The 20,348-nt window shown below is 47.1% G+C and carries 16 protein-coding genes and 5 tRNA genes; all 21 read left to right on the forward strand.

Going from position 1 to position 20,348, the window contains the following annotated elements; genetic code table 11:
- Position 1 precedes the first annotated feature (1 nt).
- The 21 genes from BUB37_RS14365 (at position 2) to rpoC (ending at position 20,320) form a co-directional block, all read left to right on the forward strand.
- Positions 2-1,009 (forward strand): potassium channel family protein, encoded by a 1,008-nt coding sequence (locus tag BUB37_RS14365; protein ID WP_072994508.1) that lies wholly within the window; start codon positions 2-4, stop codon positions 1,007-1,009.
- A 123-nt stretch (positions 1,010-1,132) separates the two neighbouring features.
- Positions 1,133-3,202, forward strand: coding sequence for an amino acid carrier protein (locus BUB37_RS14370; protein WP_072994509.1), 2,070 nt, complete (start codon positions 1,133-1,135; stop codon positions 3,200-3,202).
- Positions 3,203-3,212: 10 nt separating this feature from the next.
- Positions 3,213-4,088, forward strand: a complete 876-nt coding sequence (locus tag BUB37_RS14375) for a ComEA family DNA-binding protein (RefSeq protein WP_072994510.1) — start codon at positions 3,213-3,215, stop codon at positions 4,086-4,088.
- Between the two features lie 12 nt (positions 4,089-4,100).
- Positions 4,101-5,273, forward strand: coding sequence for an acyl-CoA dehydrogenase family protein (locus BUB37_RS14380; RefSeq protein WP_072994511.1), 1,173 nt, complete (start codon positions 4,101-4,103; stop codon positions 5,271-5,273).
- Between the two features lie 131 nt (positions 5,274-5,404).
- Positions 5,405-5,599 (forward strand): 30S ribosomal protein S21, encoded by a 195-nt coding sequence (gene rpsU / locus BUB37_RS14385; RefSeq protein ID WP_072994512.1) that lies wholly within the window; start codon positions 5,405-5,407, stop codon positions 5,597-5,599.
- Between the two features lie 163 nt (positions 5,600-5,762).
- Positions 5,763-6,653 carry a tyrosine-type recombinase/integrase gene (locus BUB37_RS14390; protein ID WP_072994513.1) on the forward strand — a complete coding sequence of 297 codons (891 nt, stop codon included), beginning with the start codon at positions 5,763-5,765 and terminating at the stop codon, positions 6,651-6,653.
- A 40-nt stretch (positions 6,654-6,693) separates the two neighbouring features.
- On the forward strand, positions 6,694-6,996 hold the full coding sequence (gene hpf / locus BUB37_RS14395; protein WP_072994514.1) for a ribosome hibernation-promoting factor, HPF/YfiA family: 303 nt from the start codon (positions 6,694-6,696) through the stop codon (positions 6,994-6,996).
- 102 nt (positions 6,997-7,098) lie between these two features.
- Positions 7,099-7,172, forward strand: a tRNA-Thr gene (locus BUB37_RS14400).
- A gap of 87 nt (positions 7,173-7,259) precedes the next feature.
- Positions 7,260-7,341, forward strand: a tRNA-Tyr gene (locus BUB37_RS14405).
- 96 nt (positions 7,342-7,437) lie between these two features.
- Positions 7,438-7,510 (forward strand) — tRNA-Gly (locus tag BUB37_RS14410).
- Positions 7,511-7,600: 90 nt separating this feature from the next.
- A tRNA-Thr gene (locus tag BUB37_RS14415) sits at positions 7,601-7,672 on the forward strand.
- A 55-nt stretch (positions 7,673-7,727) separates the two neighbouring features.
- Positions 7,728-8,915 (forward strand): elongation factor Tu, encoded by a 1,188-nt coding sequence (gene tuf, locus BUB37_RS14420; protein WP_072994515.1) that lies wholly within the window; start codon positions 7,728-7,730, stop codon positions 8,913-8,915.
- A 71-nt stretch (positions 8,916-8,986) separates the two neighbouring features.
- Positions 8,987-9,062, forward strand: a tRNA-Trp gene (locus BUB37_RS14425).
- Between the two features lie 11 nt (positions 9,063-9,073).
- Positions 9,074-9,262, forward strand: a complete 189-nt coding sequence (gene secE / locus BUB37_RS14430) for a preprotein translocase subunit SecE (protein WP_072994516.1) — start codon at positions 9,074-9,076, stop codon at positions 9,260-9,262.
- A 16-nt stretch (positions 9,263-9,278) separates the two neighbouring features.
- A complete protein-coding gene (gene nusG, locus BUB37_RS14435) occupies positions 9,279-9,830 on the forward strand; it encodes a transcription termination/antitermination protein NusG (protein WP_072994517.1) in 552 nt (183 codons plus the stop codon).
- 67 nt (positions 9,831-9,897) lie between these two features.
- Positions 9,898-10,335, forward strand: coding sequence for a 50S ribosomal protein L11 (rplK, locus tag BUB37_RS14440; protein ID WP_072994518.1), 438 nt, complete (start codon positions 9,898-9,900; stop codon positions 10,333-10,335).
- Positions 10,336-10,355: 20 nt separating this feature from the next.
- Positions 10,356-11,045, forward strand: coding sequence for a 50S ribosomal protein L1 (gene rplA, locus BUB37_RS14445; protein ID WP_072994519.1), 690 nt, complete (start codon positions 10,356-10,358; stop codon positions 11,043-11,045).
- A gap of 28 nt (positions 11,046-11,073) precedes the next feature.
- Positions 11,074-11,589 carry a 50S ribosomal protein L10 gene (gene rplJ, locus BUB37_RS14450; protein WP_072994520.1) on the forward strand — a complete coding sequence of 172 codons (516 nt, stop codon included), beginning with the start codon at positions 11,074-11,076 and terminating at the stop codon, positions 11,587-11,589.
- 48 nt (positions 11,590-11,637) lie between these two features.
- Entirely contained in the window at positions 11,638-12,018 is a 381-nt protein-coding gene (gene rplL / locus BUB37_RS14455) for a 50S ribosomal protein L7/L12 (protein WP_072994521.1), read from the forward strand.
- Between the two features lie 155 nt (positions 12,019-12,173).
- A complete protein-coding gene (rpoB, locus tag BUB37_RS14460; protein ID WP_072994522.1) occupies positions 12,174-15,983 on the forward strand; it encodes a DNA-directed RNA polymerase subunit beta in 3,810 nt (1,269 codons plus the stop codon).
- Between the two features lie 38 nt (positions 15,984-16,021).
- Positions 16,022-20,320: a DNA-directed RNA polymerase subunit beta' gene (gene rpoC, locus BUB37_RS14465; protein WP_072994523.1), complete on the forward strand. Its 4,299-nt coding sequence runs from the start codon at positions 16,022-16,024 to the stop codon at positions 20,318-20,320.
- Positions 20,321-20,348: the final 28 nt, after the last annotated feature.

The following is a 20,348-nucleotide window of genomic DNA, read 5'->3' on the forward strand; positions in this document are numbered from 1 at the left end:
TATGCTAAAGCTTTTCCGTTCAAAAATATACCTGGCCATTCTGTTGATGGTCGTGGTATTGTTGGTCGGTGCCGTGGGCTACAGGTTTATTGCCGGGTATACCTGGATCGAGGCCTTCTATATGACCATTATTACGGTAACCACTGTCGGTTTTGGCGAAATTCGGCCCTTGGGAACCGATGGAAAGATTTTTACGGTATTTTTAATCGTATTCAGTGTTTTTATTTTTGCTTTTGCCCTTTCGGTATTTACCGAATATATATTGAGCAGAAATTCGCTACAACTTTTAAAGAGAAAAAGGGTGAGAAACCAAATTGAAAAACTTCAGGGCCATGTGATCGTTTGCGGTTTCGGCCGCAACGGCATGCAGGCAGCGGAGCGCCTAAAGGCCTACAAAAGGCCTTTTGTCATAATCGAAAGGGATAAGGAGGTCATTGAAAAATACGATGGGGAGGTGCTCTTTGTCGAAGGCGATGCCAATGAGGACGAGGTATTGGTAAAGGCCGGTATAGAAAGGGCGCAATACCTGATCGTGGCCTTGCCCGACGATGCGGCAAATCTCTTTGTGGTGCTTTCGGCGCGCCAAATGAACTCCGACCTCTTTATTATAAGTAGGGCCTCTTTGGTCAACTCCCAGAAAAAAATGGAATTGGCCGGGGCCGATAAGGTAATCATGCCCGATAAGATCGGGGGCGACCATATGGCCTCCTTGGTGGTAATGCCCGACCTGACGACCTTTATGGACAAACTGGGCACGGAGGGCGAGAACACCACCAACCTGGAGGAGGTCGAAATCGAACATTTTAGTAACCAAATGCAGTACAGGTCGCTGCGCGACCTCGACCTTAGAAAAAAGACGGGATGTACGATAATAGGGTATATCGAGCCTGACGGGAACTATATCATCAACCCCGAGGCCGATTTAAAATTACAGCCCAAGAGCAAGGTTATCGTATTGGGGCGGCCCGAGCAAATTAGAAAGTTGAACAAAATGTTTCGTATAGGGTGATGGGTCATCAATACTTGCGTTAATTCAACGTTATTATTTGATTGTATTGCTATTTTTTAGGATATTGCCACAATCGCAAAAAAAATTATCTACATAGAAGTGCCAAACACCACACATTCGATTATGAAGAAACTTACCCTGTTATTTTTTATGCTGCTAGGTTTAGTGGCGAATTCCCAGGAGCTGACCGTAAAGGCCAAGGTATTGAACCCCTCGAACAATATTAACGATGGGGTAATCGACCTTCAGGTGCTCGGAGGAACCCCGCCCTACAGCTATAAATGGAGCAACCAGTCTACCCCTCTTACCTCGAACAAGGCCATGGGGCTGGTCGAGGGGGTGCCGTATACGGTGGTAGTGTCCGATTCGAAGGGTGATACCGTCACAAAGGTCTATAAGGTGGAGACCAGTGCCATTACCGAAATTTTTAACGGAACCATGACCCCAGCTGTAAAAGCCTTGGGGTCTGTTTTGTTTTGGGACCCTTTTGCCGCAATAGGTATATACGATCCCGTGGCCTATGCCGATAAAAAGATGGTCGGCACACCAGGATGGTCGGCCGAGGTGAACGACAGGTTCGTTCTTAAAAAATGGTTGAAGCCCGAAGGGGCAAAAGTGGCCAAGGGAGACCAGATCGCCGTCATATCGAGTGATAGGAACGGGGAAAGGACGGTGGTCGCCGAGGCTACCGGGTCTTTGAACTATTTGGTCGGCGAAGGACAGGTGATCTACAATTCGGAAAATGCGGAACACGTAATAGAACAGGGAGCGCACTATTTGGCCGAAATCGTTTATGACGAGCCGGTGGTTATGACCCACCCCAACGGGGATCCCATTACCAAGGGTATTCCCTTTATCGTCATCTGGTTGGTGCTGGGCGCCTTCTTTTTTACCATCCGTATGGGCTTTATCAACATTCGCGGCTTCAAACATTCGATCGATCTGGCCAAGGGCAAGTACGACGATCCTGATGCCCCTGGGCAGGTGACCCATTTTCAGGCACTGGCCACGGCCGTTTCGGGTACCGTTGGCCTGGGCAACATTGCCGGGGTTGCCGTAGCGGTTTCATTGGGCGGCGCGGGCGCCACGTTCTGGATGATCGTGTGCGGGCTGTTGGGGATGTCGTCCAAATTTGTCGAATGTACCCTCGGTGTAAAGTACCGGGATATCCTTCCCGATGGAAGGGTGTTCGGTGGCCCGATGAACTATCTAAGGTATGGCTTCGAAAAAAGGAACATGAAGGGCTTGGGTAGGCTTCTTGCCGGTTTGTTCGCCATTTTGGCGGTCGGTGCATCGTTTGGGGGAGGAAACATGTTTCAGGCAAACCAGTCGTTCGAGCAACTTGCAGGGCAGTTTCCTGCCTTGGCGGGCAATGGGTTTTGGTTCGGTGTGGTTACGGCCATTCTTGTAGGGGTGGTCATCATCGGCGGTATCAATAGTATTGCCAAGGTTACCGGAAGGGTGGTACCCATCATGGCTTCGATATATATACTCGCTGCCTTGGCCGTTATTGTAATGAATATCCAGAACATAGGGCCGGCCTTTTCGGCCATAATAGAGGGTGCCTTTAATCCCTCCGCCCTCAAGGGAGGTATTATAGGCGTGTTGGTCCTCGGTTTTCAAAGAGGGGCCTTTTCCAATGAGGCAGGGGTTGGTTCGGCGGCCATTGCCCATAGTACGGCCAAGACCAACCATCCGCCATCCGAAGGTTTTGTCGCCTTGCTCGAACCCTTTATCGATACGGTGGTCGTATGTACCTTAACGGCCTTGGTACTTATCTTTACCGGTATGCACGAAGTTCAGGGCATGGCCGGAGGACAGCTTACCTCCGACGCATTTGGAAGTCAAATTTCTTGGTTCCCCTATGTGCTGGCCTTGGCCGTTTTCCTTTTCGCCTTTTCTACCATGATCTCGTGGTCGTACTACGGTATGCGGGCCTGGACCTATCTTTTCGGAAAAAGCAAGAAGTCTGAGATGATCTATAAAATATTGTTCTTGGTGTTTGTCGTGATCGGGGCATCGGTAAGTTTGGGGGCCGTGCTCGACTTTTCCGATATGATGATCTTGGCCATGTCCTTCCCCAATATTATAGGCCTATATGTGCTGTCAGGTGAAGTGAAGGCCGATTTAGGTGAGTACTGGAGAAAATTGAAGACGAACCAACTCTTTAAAAAGCAAGAGGTGGTGAAATAATGCAAGTGCAGTGAAACGTTTGGGATCCCACTTAAAGTTCAATAAACAGGAACGGAGTGGGATTTTCTTTTTGTTGTTGGCCATAGTTTTGTTGCAGTTGGCCGCAGTGGCCTATACATGGGTTGGCGCAGGGGGCGAACCAGGCTCTTTTGCCCTTGATCGGCAAACACAGGAACATATCGATGCGCTTAAGAAAAAGGCCGGGCCGGGGGATACCTTTAAGGTCTATCCCTTCAACCCGAATTACATCACCGATTACAAGGGCTATGTCCTGGGCATGTCGGTGGCCGAGATCGACAGGCTGCACGAGCATAGGGCCAAGGGGCATTTTATCAATTCGGTAGCGGAGTTTCAAAAAGTGACCCAGGTATCCGATTCCCTACTCGATTTGATATCGCCCTATTTTGAGTTTCCCGAATGGCTTGCCGGAAAGGACAAAAAGGCCAAGGGGGAAGGAGGTTTCCTCCGGTCCGAAAAAACGCCGGTAGTGGTAAGGGATATCAATAAGGCCACCGCAGAGGAGCTTATGGAAATCAGGGGTATCGGCGAAAGGTTGTCGGCCCGTATCGTCAAGTTCAGGGATAGGCTGGGCGGTTTTTTGGTCGATGGACAGGTATACGACGTGTACGGTCTTGATGTCGAGGTGGCCAACCGGGTCTTGGACCGGTTCAAGGTGCTCGAGCCTCCCCGTGTAGACAAGATAAACATCAATGAGGCATCGGTCGAGGAGATTGCGGGCTTGGTGTACATTCGATGGCAAGTAGCCGAGCGAATAGTCGCATATAGGGAAAATACGGGGCCTATAACCGCTATGGACGAGTTGAGGAATATTGAAGGTTTTCCATCCGATAAGATAGATAGAATAGCCTTATATTTGTCGCTATAAAAAAAATGAGCTATGCATGGTATGTGCTTCACTGAAGAACACCACTTATTTAGGGAGAGCCTTAAGGACTTTTTACGGAAGGAAGTAGTTCCACATATCGAGAAATGGGAACAATCGGGTAAAATAGAGCGTTTTATTTGGGAAAAATTTGGTGAAATGGGCTATTTTGGCCTGGCCACCCCCGAAGAATACGGCGGCCTTGGCCTCGATCTTTTCTACACCATTATTTTTATCGAGGAACTTCAAAAAATCAACTCGGGCGGATTTGCGGCCGCCATGTGGGCCCATGCCTATTTGGCCATGACCCATTTGAACAAGAATGCGAATCACGACCAAAAAAACCAATATTTGGTGCCCAGTGTGGCCGGGAAAAAAATTGGCTGTTTGGGGATATCGGAACCCTTTGGGGGCAGCGATGTTGCGGGGATGCGCACAACCGCGACGAAGGAAGGCGACCATTACATCATCAACGGGTCGAAGACCTTTATTACGAACGGGGTTTATGGCGATTACATCGTCTTGGCCGCCAAGACAGACCCAAAGGCCGGGAACAAGGGGATAAGTCTCTTTATTGTCAACTTGGACAGTGAGGGGGTTTCGGCCAACAAGCTCAACAAGCTGGGATGGCGTGCCTCGGATACCGCCGAGCTGGCCTTTGACAACGTTAAGGTACCTGCCGATAACCGCATGGGCGAAGAGGGCAAGGGTTTCGGTTTTATTATGGAGGCCTTTGCCCTCGAACGGTTGATCATGGGGGTCAATGCCCACGCTAGGGCGGAGTATGCCTTGGAGTACGCCATGAAATATATGTCCGAAAGGGAGGCTTTCGGCAGGCCAATCGATCAATTCCAGGCCCTTAGGCATAAATTGGTCGACCTGTATTCCGATATGGAGTTGTGCAAGTACTATAATTATGGGGTTACCTTTAAGATGAACCAAGGCGACTACGTCGTCAAGGAGGCTACCATTTCCAAACTCAAATCGACCAAAATGGCCGACGAGGTCGTTTATAATTGCCTGCAATTCCTGGGAGGATATGGTTATATGGAAGACTATCCCATGGCGCGCTTGTTACGCGATAGCAGGTTGGGGCCCATTGGAGGGGGGACTTCGGAAATACTTAGGGAAATTCTGGGTAAAATCGTCATTGATAAAAAGGAGTACCGCTCGCCCAATGGCAAATAAAGCATTCAAAGTACGGATGTCTTGCGATGTCTGGGCCAAGCATGGATAATTTTATTAAATTTATTGGTGTGCATTAATAAATAAGTTTATATATTTGCACCCTTAATTCTAATGAAAGGAGGTTGTAGCCAATGTTAATTATACCAGTAAAAGAAGGAGAAAACATCGATAGGGCTTTAAAGCGTTTCAAGCGGAAGTTTGACAAGACGGGAACTATGCGAAGATTGAGAAAGCGTCAGCAATTCACAAAGCCTTCCGTTGAGCGCAGGGCGCAAATTCAAAAAGCACAATACATACAAAGCTTAAGGGACAAGGAGGAAATCTAGGTTCCTATTTGGCATTTAGTGTACAAATATTAAAGAATCCCATCGTTTCGATGGGATTTTTTTTGTGCCCATAGGCCAGGGGAGGGGCGCTGAATTAACGCTTAAAAAGCTGGTTTTTGTGGCGGAAGGGCTCAAACGTTCCTAACTTTGTTAACTTCGTGTCATGGAGCTTGAACCGTTCATATCGTTTTTGGCGCACGAAAAAAACTACTCGAGTCATACGGTAAGGGCCTACGTCAAAGATATCGAGGGCTTTGCGCGCTTTTGTTCGGAGGAGCACGGCTTGGATGATATCGATGGGGTGTCTTATCCGATCGTTCGCACCTGGGTGGTCGCCTTGGTCGAGGCCGGGGTCTCGAACCGTTCCGTCAATCGAAAAATGGCCTCGCTAAAGGCGTATTTTAAATTTCTTCAAGGTATCGAAAAGATATCGGCCAATCCCTTGGCCAAGCACAGGGCGTTAAAGACCTCAAAAAAGGTCCAGGTCCCTTTTTCGGAAGTTGAAATGGAAAAAGTCTTGTCGGAAATAGGGTTTGCCGACGACTTTGAGGGGGCAAGGGACAAGTTGATTGTCGAACTTCTTTACACAACGGGCATCCGAAGGGCCGAGCTCGTCGGTCTAAAGCTTGCCGATGTCGATCTTTCAGGGGGGCTCCTCAAGGTTTTGGGCAAGCGAAACAAAGAGCGCATCCTGCCGATCCTGCCTTCGACCAAGGCGCTTTTTACGAGCTATCTGAGCCATCGAAACTCCCTTCCGGCAATCGAGGACCCTTCATTCGTATTCTTGTTAAAATCAGGTTATAAATTGTATGATACCCTTGTGTATCGCATAATAAATAAGTATTTTAGTGAAGTGTCGCTTAAAGTAAAGAAGAGTCCCCATATTCTAAGGCACACCTTTGCTACACATCTCCTCAACAAAGGGGCTGACCTAAATTCGGTAAAGGAGTTGCTTGGGCATTCAAGTTTGGCATCGACCCAGGTCTATACGCACAATAGTATAGCCGAGCTTAAAAAAGTGCATGCCAAGGCCCATCCGAGAGGCAAGAAATAAGGGCTTGTTTTACATTGTTTAACTTTTAAAACTTTAACCTATGAACGTAAACGTGCAATCGGTGAATTTTAATGCCGACAGAAAACTTATCGATTTTCTACAGAACCGAATGGATAAGTTAGAAACCTTTTATGACAAGGTCATTAGTTCCGATGTTTATTTGAAAGTGGAGAATACAAGTTCGAAGGAAAATAAAATAGTTGAGATAAAGCTCAATGTACCAGGGGATAAGTTCATGGTAAAAAAGCAATGTAAATCGTTTGAGGAAGCCATTGATTCTTCTTGCGATTCGCTTGAAAGGATACTTATCAAACGCAAGGAAAAACTTCGTGTGCAGGCATGATGAAAATTTTTGAGATTTTGTTTTGAATAAATAAAAATATCTCTACATTTGCAGTCCGTTAGAAATAGCGGACTTTTTTATGCTTCAAAAAGCATTGAAAATGCCGATGTAGCTCAGCTGGCTAGAGCAGCTGATTTGTAATCAGCAGGTCGTGGGTTCGAGTCCCTCCATCGGCTCAAAACATCAGGAATTACGCAGTTTTTCCGATGGGTGTCCGGCAAGGTTCGATCGGGCGGTAAGAAGGAAATATTGAAATAAGGCTAGGGGAGATACTCAAGCGGCCAACGAGGGCAGACTGTAAATCTGCTGACTATGTCTTCGCAGGTTCGAATCCTGCTCTCCCCACTGATTTGAGATCGGTTCTCAAATTTGTGTCGGTGTTCCGGAACAGGACGATTTTTTTTTGGAATGTCGATTTGAAATGTTGAAATGTTTAAAAATGCGGGAGTAGCTCAGTTGGTAGAGCGTCAGCCTTCCAAGCTGAATGTCGCCGGTTCGAACCCGGTCTCCCGCTCAAAATAAAATGGCGGTCGCGCCATTTCCTGCGAAGGCAGGCATCTCTTCCTTTTTTAGTTGTGGGGGATGAAGATATTAAACACTTTACGCCGACGTAGCTCAGGGGTAGAGCGTTTCCTTGGTAAGGAAGAGGTCACGGGTTCAATTCCCGTCGTTGGCTCAACGAAGGCATTATTTGTACACTAATATATAACTAAGATTAAAATTCATTAAAAATGGCAAAGGAAACTTTTGATCGTTCCAAACCGCACTTGAATATAGGTACTATTGGACACGTGGATCACGGTAAAACAACATTGACAGCGGCAATTACTACGGTATTGGCCAATGCTGGTCTTTCTGAACTTAGAAGTTTTGATTCTATCGATAATGCTCCTGAAGAGAAAGAAAGGGGTATTACCATCAATACGTCCCACGTAGAGTATCAAACGGCCAACCGTCACTACGCACACGTTGACTGTCCTGGTCACGCGGATTACGTAAAGAACATGGTTACCGGTGCGGCCCAGATGGACGGTGCTATCTTGGTTGTTGCTGCAACCGATGGTCCAATGCCACAAACCCGTGAGCACATCCTATTAGGTCGTCAGGTTGGTATTCCAAGAATCGTTGTGTTCTTGAACAAAGTTGACATGGTCGACGATGAGGAGTTGTTGGAGCTTGTTGAGATGGAAGTAAGGGAATTGCTTTCTTTCTACGAGTACGACGGTGATAACGGTCCTGTAATTGCCGGTTCTGCCCTAGGTGCACTTAACGGTGAGCAAAAGTGGGTCGATACCGTAATGGAGTTGATGGATGCCGTTGATAACTGGATCGAATTGCCTCAAAGGGACGTTGATAAGGATTTCTTGATGCCTGTTGAGGACGTGTTCACTATCACAGGTCGTGGTACCGTTGCTACAGGTCGTATCGAAACAGGTGTTGCCAATACTGGTGACGCGGTTGATATCATCGGTATGGGTGCCGAGAAGTTGACTTCCACTATTACGGGTGTTGAAATGTTCCGTAAGATCTTGGACAGGGGTGAGGCCGGTGATAACGTAGGTATCCTTTTGAGGGGTATTGAAAAATCGGACATCAAAAGGGGTATGGTAATCTGTAAGCCAGGTTCCGTTACACCACACGCCAAATTCGAGGCTGAGGTTTATATCCTTAAGAAAGAAGAAGGTGGTCGTCACACACCATTCCATAACAACTACCGTCCACAGTTCTACGTAAGGACAACGGATGTAACTGGTAACATCAGCCTTCCTAGCGGGGTTGAGATGGTTATGCCAGGTGATAACTTGACAATTACCGTTGATTTGATTCAGCCAATCGCATTGAGTGTGGGTCTTCGTTTCGCCATCCGTGAAGGTGGTAGAACCGTTGGTGCTGGTCAGGTTACCAAGATTCTAGATTAATTTTTATAAGATAGTATAAATTGCTTTAAGGGTGTCCTTCATATGTTGGACACCTTTAAATGCAATTATAAACGGGTGTAGCTCAGTTGGTAGAGCACTGGTCTCCAAAACCAGGTGTCGGGAGTTCGAGTCTCTCCTCCCGTGCCAAATACAATAGTATGTTGACGTATATTAAAGAATCTATAGAAGAGCTTCGTAACAACGTTACCCTGCCTTCCAAGGCCGAGTCTTCTAATCTGATGGTAATCGTTGCCGTGTTTTCGATCTTGTTCGCATTGGCGACATGGGGCGTAGATACCGTGTTCAGTAAATTGGTACAATTATATTTCAACAACATCTTAAACTAAAGCAAAAGCAATCGCTATGTCAGAAGTATTGGAAAAGAAGTGGTATGTGGTGCGTGCTGTCAGTGGCCAAGAGAATAAGATCAAGGGGTACATTGAGAGTGAGGTCGAAAGACATGGCTTTTCCGATTATTTGGAGGATGTTTTGGTTCCCACTGAAAAAGTGGTTCAGATTCGAAATGGAAAGAAGGTAAACAAGGAACGTGTTTATTTTCCGGGATATATTATGGTAAAGGCCAACTTGGGTGGTGAGATGATCCATATCATCAGGTCCATTACCAATGTAATCGGCTTTTTGGGTGAAACCAAGGGGGGTGATCCCGTACCCTTGCGTAAGTCCGAAGTCAACCGAATGCTCGGCAAGGCCGACGAGCTTGCCGTTACCACCGATAGTGTGGCGATACCGTTTACCCACGGTGAAACCGTCAAGGTAATCGACGGGCCTTTCAACGGGTTCAACGGTACGGTCGAAAAGATCAATGAGGAAAAGCGCAAGCTTGAGGTTATGGTGAAGATTTTCGGAAGAAAGACACCGTTGGAGCTCAGCTATATGCAAGTAGAGAAAATATAATTTTGAGTGTTACATATTTAAGTTGTGTTGCTTCCAATTTGATGCAACTTTAATTTAATTCTAAACAATGGCAAAAGAAGTAGGTAAAGTAGTTAAACTACAAGTTAGGGGAGGTGCAGCGAATCCATCGCCACCGGTTGGACCCGCCTTAGGTGCTGCCGGCGTTAACATCATGGAGTTCTGTAAGCAGTTCAATGCGCGTACGCAGGACAAACAGGGCAAGGTATTGCCTGTTGTTATCACCGTCTACAAGGACAAGTCATTCGACTTTGTCGTTAAAACACCACCGGCGGCCGTTCAATTGATGGAAGCAGCTAAGATTAAAAAAGGATCTGGCGAACCTAACCGTGTAAAATCAGGTAACGTTACTTGGGACCAAGTTAAGGCCATAGCCGAAGACAAGATGGCCGACCTTAATGCATTTACCATAGAGTCGGCCATGAGTATGGTCGCCGGTACAGCAAGGTCTATGGGGTTGAAGGTAGCAGGTAAACGACCTTTTTAAAATCTTAAAAAGCAATTTAAATGGCAAAGTTAACAAAGAAACAAAAAGAGGCTCTCGCCAAGATTGATAGGGATAAGTTGTATTCCATCAATGAGGGTGCCGCTTTGGTAAAGGATATTACCAATGTGAATTTCGACGCTTCCGTCGATTTGGCGGTGCGTTTGGGCGTTGATCCCAGAAAGGCCAATCAAATGGTGCGCGGGGTGGTGACACTTCCCCACGGTACGGGTAAGGACGTAAAGGTTTTGGCCTTGGTTACGCCCGATAAGGAAGCGGAGGCCACGGAGGCTGGTGCCGATTATGTTGGATTGGACGAATATTTGGATAAGATCAAGGGCGGTTGGACCGATGTTGATGTCATCATCACCATGCCTAGCGTTATGGGTAAATTGGGTCCCTTGGGACGTATTTTGGGGCCTAGGGGTCTTATGCCCAATCCAAAGACAGGAACGGTTACCATGGATGTCGCCAAGGCGGTATCCGACGTAAAGGCCGGTAAGATCGATTTTAAGGTAGATAAGACGGGTATTGTCCATGCCGCTATTGGCAAGGTATCTTTCTCTGCCGATAAAATAGCCGAAAACGCAAAAGAGCTTATCGATACCTTGGTAAAGATGAAACCTGCCGCGGCAAAAGGTGTCTATATGAAGAGTGTCTTTATGTCCAGCACCATGAGCCCTAGCGTTCAATTGGATCCAAAAACAGTTTAATCGAACTGGGTAGTTCAAAATTTACAGTATGACAAGAGAAGAAAAAGCAAACGTAATACAGGATTTGACTTCGCAGTTGGCCGATAATTCTACCATTTATTTGGCGGATATTTCGGGGTTGAACGCTTCACAGACTTCAGATTTGAGAAGGGCGGCCTTTAAGGCCAATGTGAAATTGGCGGTAGTCAAGAACACCTTGCTTGCAAAGGCAATGGAAGCTTCCGATAAGGAATTCGGCGAACTTCCCGAAGTGCTTAAGGGAAGTACATCCTTAATGTTCTCCGAGGTGGGCAACGCCCCTGCCAAATTGATCAAGAGTTTCCGAAAAAAATCGGAGAAACCTTTATTGAAAGGTGCTTTTGTAGAAGAAGCAGTCTATATCGGTGATGAGAATTTGGATGCCTTGGTAAGCATCAAGTCCAAGGAAGAGGTTATCGGCGATATCATTGGATTGTTGCAATCCCCAGCCAAAAACGTTATTTCCGGACTTAAATCCGGTGGTGGCAAATTGGCCGGCATTCTTAAAACATTATCAGAAAAATAAGTACGCACTAAACTAAGTATATTTAAAATTTTATTAAACGATAGAAAAATGGCAGATTTAAAAGAATTCGCAGAACAGTTGGTAAACTTGACCGTAAAAGAGGTAAACGAGTTGGCCGATATATTAAAAGATGAGTATGGTATCGAGCCTGCCGCCGCTGCAGTAGCAGTTGCCGCCGGTGCCGGTGGAGGTGATGCCGGTGAGGCAGCCGAGGAGAAGTCGGAATTTGACGTAATCTTGAAAGCTCCAGGTGCTTCTAAACTTGCAGTTGTCAAATTGGTTAAGGAATTGACAGGTCTTGGCTTGAAAGATGCCAAGGATATTGTTGATAGCGCGCCAAAGGCAGTTAAGGAAGGTGTTGCCAAGGACGAAGCCGAAGGTATCAAAAAATCATTGGAAGAAGCAGGAGCAGAAGTTGAGCTTAAATAATAGCAGCAACCATAGCACTGTGTTTAGGTCTTTTTTCGTCTCTTGACGGAATTGGACCTAAACTTGTTTTTATATTAAATACGTATGTGAAGTAGCATACCACCATTATAGCCTACGCAATTTTAGAGTATTCACGTTCAAAACACTGTCCATAGATGTTCACACAACAGACTGAGAGAATAAATTTTGCATCCGCTAAGAACACGCCGGAATACCCGGATTTCTTGGACATTCAGATCAAGTCTTTTCAAGATTTTTTTCAACTTGAGACCAAATCTGACGAAAGGGGTGACGAAGGTTTGTACAATACCTTCCAGGAAAACTTCCCGATTACGGACACCCGAAACCAGTTCGTACTTGAATTTTTAGATTATTTTATTGATCCTCCCAGGTATTCGATCCAAGAATGTATCGAGCGCGGGTTGACCTATAGTGTACCCTTAAAGGCACGTTTAAAACTGTACTGTACCGATCCCGAGCACGAAGATTTCGAGACTATCGTACAAGACGTGTATTTAGGTACCATTCCTTATATGACTCCCAGTGGAACATTTGTCATCAATGGTGCCGAAAGGGTCGTCGTATCGCAATTGCACCGTTCCCCAGGGGTTTTCTTCGGACAATCTTTTCACGCGAACGGAACAAAACTTTACTCTGCAAGGGTTATACCGTTCAAAGGATCATGGATAGAATTTGCAACGGATATCAATGGCGTTATGTACGCCTATATTGATAGAAAGAAAAAATTACCGGTTACTACCTTGTTCAGGGCCATTGGCTTTGAACGGGACAAGGATATCCTTGAAATCTTCGACCTCTCCGAAGAGGTAAAGGTGTCAAAGGCCGGATTGAAAAAAGTATTGGGCCGAAAATTGGCCGCTAGGGTGTTGAACACCTGGCACGAAGATTTTGTCGATGAAGACACCGGTGAGGTGGTTTCCATCGAGCGTAACGAAATTATCTTGGACCGCGATACCGTTCTTGAAAAGGAACATATCGACGAAATACTTGATGCCGACGTAAAAACCATTCTTCTGCATAAGGAAAATAATGCGCAGTCCGATTATGCCATTATTCACAATACGCTACAAAAAGACCCCACGAACTCCGAAAAGGAGGCCGTGGAGCATATCTATCGTCAATTGAGAAACGCCGAGCCGCCCGATGAGGAGACCGCAAGGGGAATCATTGACAAATTGTTCTTCTCCGACCAACGTTACAACCTAGGTGAGGTGGGGCGTTACCGAATGAACAAGAAATTGGGTCTTGATATCGGAATGGACAAACAGGTTTTGACCAAGGAAGATATCATTACCATTATCAAATATTTGATCGAGCTTATTAATTCAAAAGCCGAGATCGATGATATCGACCACCTTTCCAACCGTCGTGTTAGAACGGTAGGTGAACAACTGTCCTCCCAATTTGGGGTGGGGCTTGCCCGTATGGCACGAACCATCCGTGAGCGTATGAACGTTCGCGACAACGAGGTGTTTACCCCTATCGATTTGATCAATGCGAAGACGCTTTCTTCCGTGATCAATTCGTTCTTCGGTACCAACCAGTTATCGCAGTTCATGGATCAAACGAATCCATTGGCCGAGATTACCCACAAAAGAAGGTTGTCGGCTTTAGGGCCTGGTGGACTTTCAAGGGAGCGGGCAGGTTTCGAGGTTCGTGACGTTCACTATACGCATTACGGAAGGCTTTGTCCGATTGAAACACCTGAAGGTCCGAACATTGGTCTGATTTCATCACTTTCGGTATTTGCCAAGGTGAACCCTATGGGCTTCTTGGAAACACCCTACCGAAAAGTGGTGGATAGCAAGGTCGATACCGAAAACTATACCTATTTGAGTGCCGAGGAGGAAGAGGGAATGAAAATCGCCCAGGCGAACATCCCCCTAAAGGAAGACGGACAAATAGATGCCGATAAGGTAATTGCACGGGAAGAAGGTGATTTCCCTGTGGTAGATCCAAGTGAAATTAACTATACCGATGTTGCACCCAACCAGATCGCATCGATCTCAGCATCCTTGATTCCCTTCTTGGAACACGATGATGCGAACCGTGCGTTGATGGGATCCAACATGATGCGCCAAGCCGTTCCCTTGTTGAGACCGGAGTCGCCTATCGTGGGTACGGGTCTTGAACGTCAAGTGGCATCGGACTCAAGGGTATTGATCAATGCCGAGGGCGACGGGGTCGTCGAATATGTCGACGCCAAGAAAATTACGGTAAAATACGACAGGACCGACGCCGAACGCCTAATAAGCTTTGACGACGATTCCAAAACCTATAACCTGGTCAAGTTTAGAAAAACCAACCAAGGTACGAGTATCAACCTGAAGCCTATCGTCAAGAAAGGCGACAAGGTCAAGAAAGGCCAAGTGCTTTGCGAAGGCTATGCCACCGAAAAAGGGGAATTGGCCTTGGGCCGTAACCTTACCGTGGCCTTCATGCCTTGGAAGGGCTACAACTTTGAGGATGCGATCGTAATCTCCGAAAAGGTGGTCAGGGAAGATATCTTTACCTCCATCCACGTCGACGAATACTCTTTAGAGGTTCGCGATACTAAGTTGGGTGCCGAGGAATTGACCCACGATATCCCCAACGTTTCCGAGGAAGCGACCAAGGATTTGGACGAGAACGGTATGATCCGAATCGGTGCCGAAGTAAAACCTGGCGATATCTTGATCGGTAAGATTACCCCTAAGGGAGAATCGGATCCGACCCCCGAGGAAAAACTGCTTAGGGCGATCTTCGGTGATAAGGCCGGTGATGTAAAGGATGCTTCCTTGAAAGCCTCCCCTTCATTGCGCGGGGTGGTCATCGACAAGAAGTTGTTCTCCAGATCGGTTAAGGATAAGCGCAAGCGTTCCGAAGACAAGGAAGAACTGAACAAGCTTGAGCTGGAGTACGAAGTGAAGTTCCAAGAATTGAAGGATATTCTTATTGAAAAACTGTTCACTTTGGTCAACGGCAAGACCTCCCAAGGTGTTTTGAACGATTTGGGAGAGGAAGTTTTGCCCAAGGGCAAGAAGTATACCTTAAAGATGTTGAATTCCGTTGACGATTTCGCCCACTTGGTCGGAGGAAGTTGGACAACGGACAAGGAAACCAATACGGCCGTAGCCAACCTATTGCACAACTATAAGATCAAGTTGAACGACCTTCAGGGGAACCTTAGAAGGGACAAGTTCACAATTTCTGTAGGTGACGAGTTGCCGGCAGGTATAATGAAGCTGGCCAAGGTGTACATCGCCAAGAAACGTAAGTTGAAGGTGGGCGATAAAATGGCGGGACGTCACGGTAACAAGGGTATCGTATCCCGAATTGTACGTCAAGAGGACATGCCTTTCTTGGAAGACGGTACGCCCGTCGATATCGTATTGAACCCATTGGGTGTACCATCGCGTATGAACATCGGTCAGATCTATGAGACTGTATTGGGTTGGGCCGGTCTTAAACTGGGCAAAAAATTCGCCACTCCTATTTTTGACGGGGCTTCCCTCGATGAGATCAACCAGTATACCGACGAGGCGGGAATACCAAGGTTTGGCCATACCTATCTTTATGATGGGGGTACCGGTCAGCGTTTCGACCAACCTGCTACCGTGGGGGTCATCTATATGCTGAAACTCGGTCACATGGTCGACGATAAGATGCACGCACGTTCTATCGGACCCTACTCGTTGATCACACAACAGCCTCTTGGAGGTAAGGCACAGTTCGGTGGCCAGCGTTTTGGGGAAATGGAAGTTTGGGCCTTGGAAGCCTATGGGGCTTCGGCCACGCTACGTGAGATATTGACCGTTAAGTCGGATGATGTTATCGGTAGGGCCAAGACCTACGAATCCATCGTTAAGGGCGAAACCATGCCAGAACCCGGTTTACCGGAATCTTTCAATGTACTGATGCACGAACTTAAAGGTTTGGGCTTGGATATACGATTGGAAGAATAGTTAAGAACATACATTATAATACAGTAGCATAGTACATTATGGCTAGAATAAAAGATAATAATCCAGTAAAAAGGTTTGATAAGATTTCCATCGGATTGGCTTCGCCCGAATCAATCTTGGCAGAGTCGCGCGGTGAGGTCCTTAAACCTGAAACCATTAACTACCGAACCCATAAGCCGGAACGGGACGGGCTCTTCTGCGAGCGTATTTTTGGGCCTGTCAAGGATTATGAGTGTGCTTGTGGTAAATACAAGCGTATTCGCTACCGCGGTATCGTATGTGACCGTTGTGGTGTTGAGGTGACCGAGAAAAAAGTGCGTCGCGATAGGGTAGGGCATATCAATTTGGTCGTGCCCGTGGCCCATATCTGGTACTTCCGTTCGTTGCCGAACAAAATAGGCTACCTCTTGGGGCTTCCCTCCAAGAAGTTGGACATGATCATCTATTACGAAAGATATGTGGTCATTCAGCCCGGTATAGCCAAAGGCCCCGACGGAGAGGAAATAAAAAAGATGGATTTCTTGACCGAGGAGGAATATTTGACCATTTTGGAATCGATTCCGGTCGAGAACCAATATCTCGAAGATTCCGACCCCAACAAGTTCATCGCCAAGATGGGGGCCGAGTGCTTGATCGATCTTTTGTCGCGTATCGATCTTAAGGAACTGTCTTACGAGTTGCGCCACAAGGCCAATACCGAGACCTCCAAACAGAGAAAGACCGAGGCTTTGAAAAGGCTTCAAGTGGTCGAGGCACTTCGCGAATCGCAAGAAAACAGGGAAAACAGGCCCGAGTGGATGATCATGAAGGTAATTCCGGTCATTCCGCCCGAACTTAGGCCCCTGGTACCCCTCGATGGTGGACGTTTCGCCACTTCCGACTTGAACGACCTTTACAGAAGGGTCATCATCCGTAACAACCGTTTGAAGAGGTTGGTAGAGATCAAGGCGCCCGAGGTGATTCTTAGAAACGAGAAGCGTATGCTTCAAGAAGCGGTCGATTCCCTTTTCGATAACACGAGAAAGGCCTCTGCCGTTAAGACCGAATCGAACAGACCGTTAAAATCGCTTTCCGATTCATTGAAAGGTAAGCAAGGCCGTTTCCGTCAAAACCTTTTGGGTAAACGTGTCGACTATTCCGCACGTTCGGTTATCGTCGTGGGACCTGAAATGAAATTGTTCGAATGCGGTCTTCCAAAAGATATGGCCGCCGAGCTTTACAAGCCTTTTGTAATCAGAAAACTGATCGAAAGGGGTATCGTTAAAACGGTAAAGTCGGCCAAAAAGATCATAGATAAAAAAGAACCCGTTGTTTGGGATATCCTCGAAAACGTATTGAAAGGACATCCGGTTCTGTTGAACCGGGCCCCAACGCTTCACCGATTGGGTATCCAGGCCTTTCAGCCCAAACTTATCGAAGGTAAGGCGATTCGCCTTCACCCCTTGGTATGTACGGCGTTTAACGCGGATTTCGACGGTGACCAGATGGCGGTCCACCTTCCCTTGGGCCCCGAGGCCATCTTAGAGGCCCAATTGTTGATGTTGGCTTCGCATAACATACTCAACCCTGCGAACGGTTCACCGATTACGGTTCCTTCACAGGATATGGTATTGGGTCTGTATTACATGACCAAGGAGCGAAAATCTACCCCCGAAGTGCCGATCAAGGGAGAGGGTCTTACCTTCTACTCGGCCGAGGAAGTGGAAATTGCCTTCAATGAAGGAAAAGTGAACCTGAACGCGGGTATTAAGGTACGTGCAAAGGATTTCAATGAAGAGGGAGAACTGGTGTACAAGATCATACCGACTACTGTTGGTAGGGTGTTGTTCAACATGGAGGTGCCCGAACAGGCCGGTTACATCAACGAGGTATTGAACAAAAAATCGCTAAGGGACATTATCGGTAGGATATTGAGCGTCACCGACGTTCCTACCACTGCCGATTTCTTGGACAAGATCAAGACCATGGGATACGATTTCGCCTTTAAAGGTGGACTTTCCTTTAGCCTGGGCGATATTATCATCCCACAGGAGAAGCACGAAATGATTGCCGATGCCAACGGTCAGGTCGATGGCATTATGGCCAACTATAACATGGGTCTGATCACCAATAACGAACGTTACAACCAGGTGATCGATGTCTGGACCTCTACCAATGCCATGTTGACCGAACTTGCCATGAAGCGTATTCGTGAAGATCAGCAAGGGTTCAACTCGGTTTATATGATGCTCGATTCGGGTGCGAGGGGTTCCAAGGAACAGATCCGCCAGTTGACCGGTATGCGTGGTCTGATGGCCAAGCCCAAGAAATCGACTGCCGGAGGTGGTGAAATTATCGAAAACCCGATCCTTTCGAACTTTAAGGAGGGACTATCGATTCTCGAATACTTTATCTCTACCCACGGTGCCCGTAAGGGTCTTGCGGATACCGCCCTTAAAACGGCCGATGCGGGTTACTTGACCCGTCGTTTGGTCGATGTATCGCAAGATGTGATCATCAATATCGAAGATTGTGGTACGCTTAGGGGTATCGAGGTCGAGGCCTTGAAGAAAAACGAGGAAGTCGTTGAATCTTTGGGCGAGCGTATTCTAGGTAGGGTTTCATTGCACGATGTATATGACCCCGTCACCGAGGAATTGTTGTTGCGCGCCGGCCAGCAGATCATGGAGTCCGATATTAAGAAGATCGAAAACTCGCCAATCGAGAAGATCGAGGTGCGTTCGGCCCTAACTTGTGAAGCCCCGAAAGGTATATGTGCCAAGTGTTACGGTAGAAACCTTTCTACCAATAAAATGGTTCAACGCGGTGAGGCCGTCGGTGTTGTAGCTGCGCAGTCGATCGGTGAACCCGGTACACAGCTGACCTTGCGTACCTTCCACGTTGGGGGTATTGCCGGTAATATTTCGGAAGATAACAAATTGGTCGCCAAATTTTCAGGCAAGGCCGAAATCGAGGATTTGCGTACCGTCCAGGGTGAAGACGCCGAGGGCAACCCGGCGAACATCGTTATTTCCAGGACATCGGAAATCAAGATCGTCGACGCCAAGACCGGTATCACCTTGAGTACGAATAACATTCCCTATGGTTCACAATTGATGGTAGAGAACGGAGCCACCATTGCAAAAGGCGACGTAGTCTGTACCTGGGATCCCTATAACGGGGTTATCGTATCCGAATTCCCCGGTAAGATCGCCTATGAAAATATTGAGCAAGGGGTTACATACCAAGTGGAAATTGACGAACAGACCGGTTTCCAAGAAAAGGTAATCTCCGAATCAAGAAATAAAAAGCTGATTCCAACCTTATTGATCAAGAGCGACAAGGGCGAAACCCTGCGTTCGTACAACCTTCCGGTCGGTTCGCACATTATGGTAGATGACGGGGATAAGATCAAGGAAGGTAAGATCTTGGTCAAGATACCTCGTAAATCGGCAAAAGCCGGTGATATTACGGGTGGTCTTCCAAGGGTAACCGAGCTTTTCGAAGCCCGTAACCCTTCGAACCCGGCGGTCGTTTCCGAAATTGACGGTGTCGTTTCGTTCGGAAAGATCAAGAGGGGTAACCGAGAAATCATTATCGAGTCCAAATTGGGCGAGGTGAAGAAGTACTTGGTCAAATTGTCCAACCAAATATTGGTTCAGGAAAATGACTACGTACGTGCAGGAATGCCCTTGTCCGACGGTTCGATCACCCCTGAGGATATTTTGGCGATCAAAGGTCCATCCGCAGTTCAGCAATACTTGGTGAACGAGGTGCAGGAGGTTTACCGCCTGCAAGGTGTAAAGATCAACGATAAGCATTTTGAGGTCGTGGTAAGGCAGATGATGCGTAAAGTACGTATTCAAGATCCGGGCGATACGATTTTCTTGGAGAACCAATTGGTCCATAAGGATGATTTCATCAAAGAGAACGATGAGATTTATGGCAAGAAAGTGGTCGTCAACAAAGGGGATTCCGAGAACCTTAAGGAGGGGCAGATCATCACGGCACGTGAGTTGCGCGATGAAAACTCCATTCTAAGGCGTTCGGACAAAGCCTTGGTTGAAGCGAAAGACGCGGTTGCGGCTACGGCCACACCGATACTTCAGGGTATCACCCGAGCCTCGCTGCAGACCAAGTCGTTTATTTCGGCGGCTTCTTTCCAAGAAACCACTAAAGTATTGAACGAAGCTGCGGTAAGCGGTAAGGTAGATACTTTGGAAGGATTGAAGGAAAACGTGATCGTCGGGCATAAGATTCCGGCAGGTACCGGTATGCGCGACTATGAGAACATCATCGTTGGCTCCAAGGAGGAATACGATGAGATCATGGCGCGTAAGGAAGCCTTGAAATTTTAATGATTGATTAATAAGGAACCTAGGGGCT

Origin of the sequence: Pseudozobellia thermophila, assembly GCF_900141855.1 — a bacterium.
Lineage (GTDB): Bacteria > Bacteroidota > Bacteroidia > Flavobacteriales > Flavobacteriaceae > Pseudozobellia > Pseudozobellia thermophila.

Coding starts and splice junctions, on each gene's coding strand:
- BUB37_RS14365 (WP_072994508.1), top strand. CDS start 2: ATGCTAAAGCTTTTCCGTTCAAAAATATACCTGGCCATTCTGTTGATG.
- BUB37_RS14370 (WP_072994509.1), top strand. CDS start 1,133: ATGAAGAAACTTACCCTGTTATTTTTTATGCTGCTAGGTTTAGTGGCG.
- BUB37_RS14380 (WP_072994511.1), top strand. CDS start 4,101: ATGCATGGTATGTGCTTCACTGAAGAACACCACTTATTTAGGGAGAGC.
- rpsU (WP_072994512.1), top strand. CDS start 5,405: ATGTTAATTATACCAGTAAAAGAAGGAGAAAACATCGATAGGGCTTTA.
- BUB37_RS14390 (WP_072994513.1), top strand. CDS start 5,763: ATGGAGCTTGAACCGTTCATATCGTTTTTGGCGCACGAAAAAAACTAC.
- hpf (WP_072994514.1), top strand. CDS start 6,694: ATGAACGTAAACGTGCAATCGGTGAATTTTAATGCCGACAGAAAACTT.
- tuf (WP_072994515.1), top strand. CDS start 7,728: ATGGCAAAGGAAACTTTTGATCGTTCCAAACCGCACTTGAATATAGGT.
- secE (WP_072994516.1), top strand. CDS start 9,074: ATGTTGACGTATATTAAAGAATCTATAGAAGAGCTTCGTAACAACGTT.
- nusG (WP_072994517.1), top strand. CDS start 9,279: ATGTCAGAAGTATTGGAAAAGAAGTGGTATGTGGTGCGTGCTGTCAGT.
- rplK (WP_072994518.1), top strand. CDS start 9,898: ATGGCAAAAGAAGTAGGTAAAGTAGTTAAACTACAAGTTAGGGGAGGT.
- rplA (WP_072994519.1), top strand. CDS start 10,356: ATGGCAAAGTTAACAAAGAAACAAAAAGAGGCTCTCGCCAAGATTGAT.
- rplJ (WP_072994520.1), top strand. CDS start 11,074: ATGACAAGAGAAGAAAAAGCAAACGTAATACAGGATTTGACTTCGCAG.
- rplL (WP_072994521.1), top strand. CDS start 11,638: ATGGCAGATTTAAAAGAATTCGCAGAACAGTTGGTAAACTTGACCGTA.
- rpoB (WP_072994522.1), top strand. CDS start 12,174: ATGTTCACACAACAGACTGAGAGAATAAATTTTGCATCCGCTAAGAAC.
- rpoC (WP_072994523.1), top strand. CDS start 16,022: ATGGCTAGAATAAAAGATAATAATCCAGTAAAAAGGTTTGATAAGATT.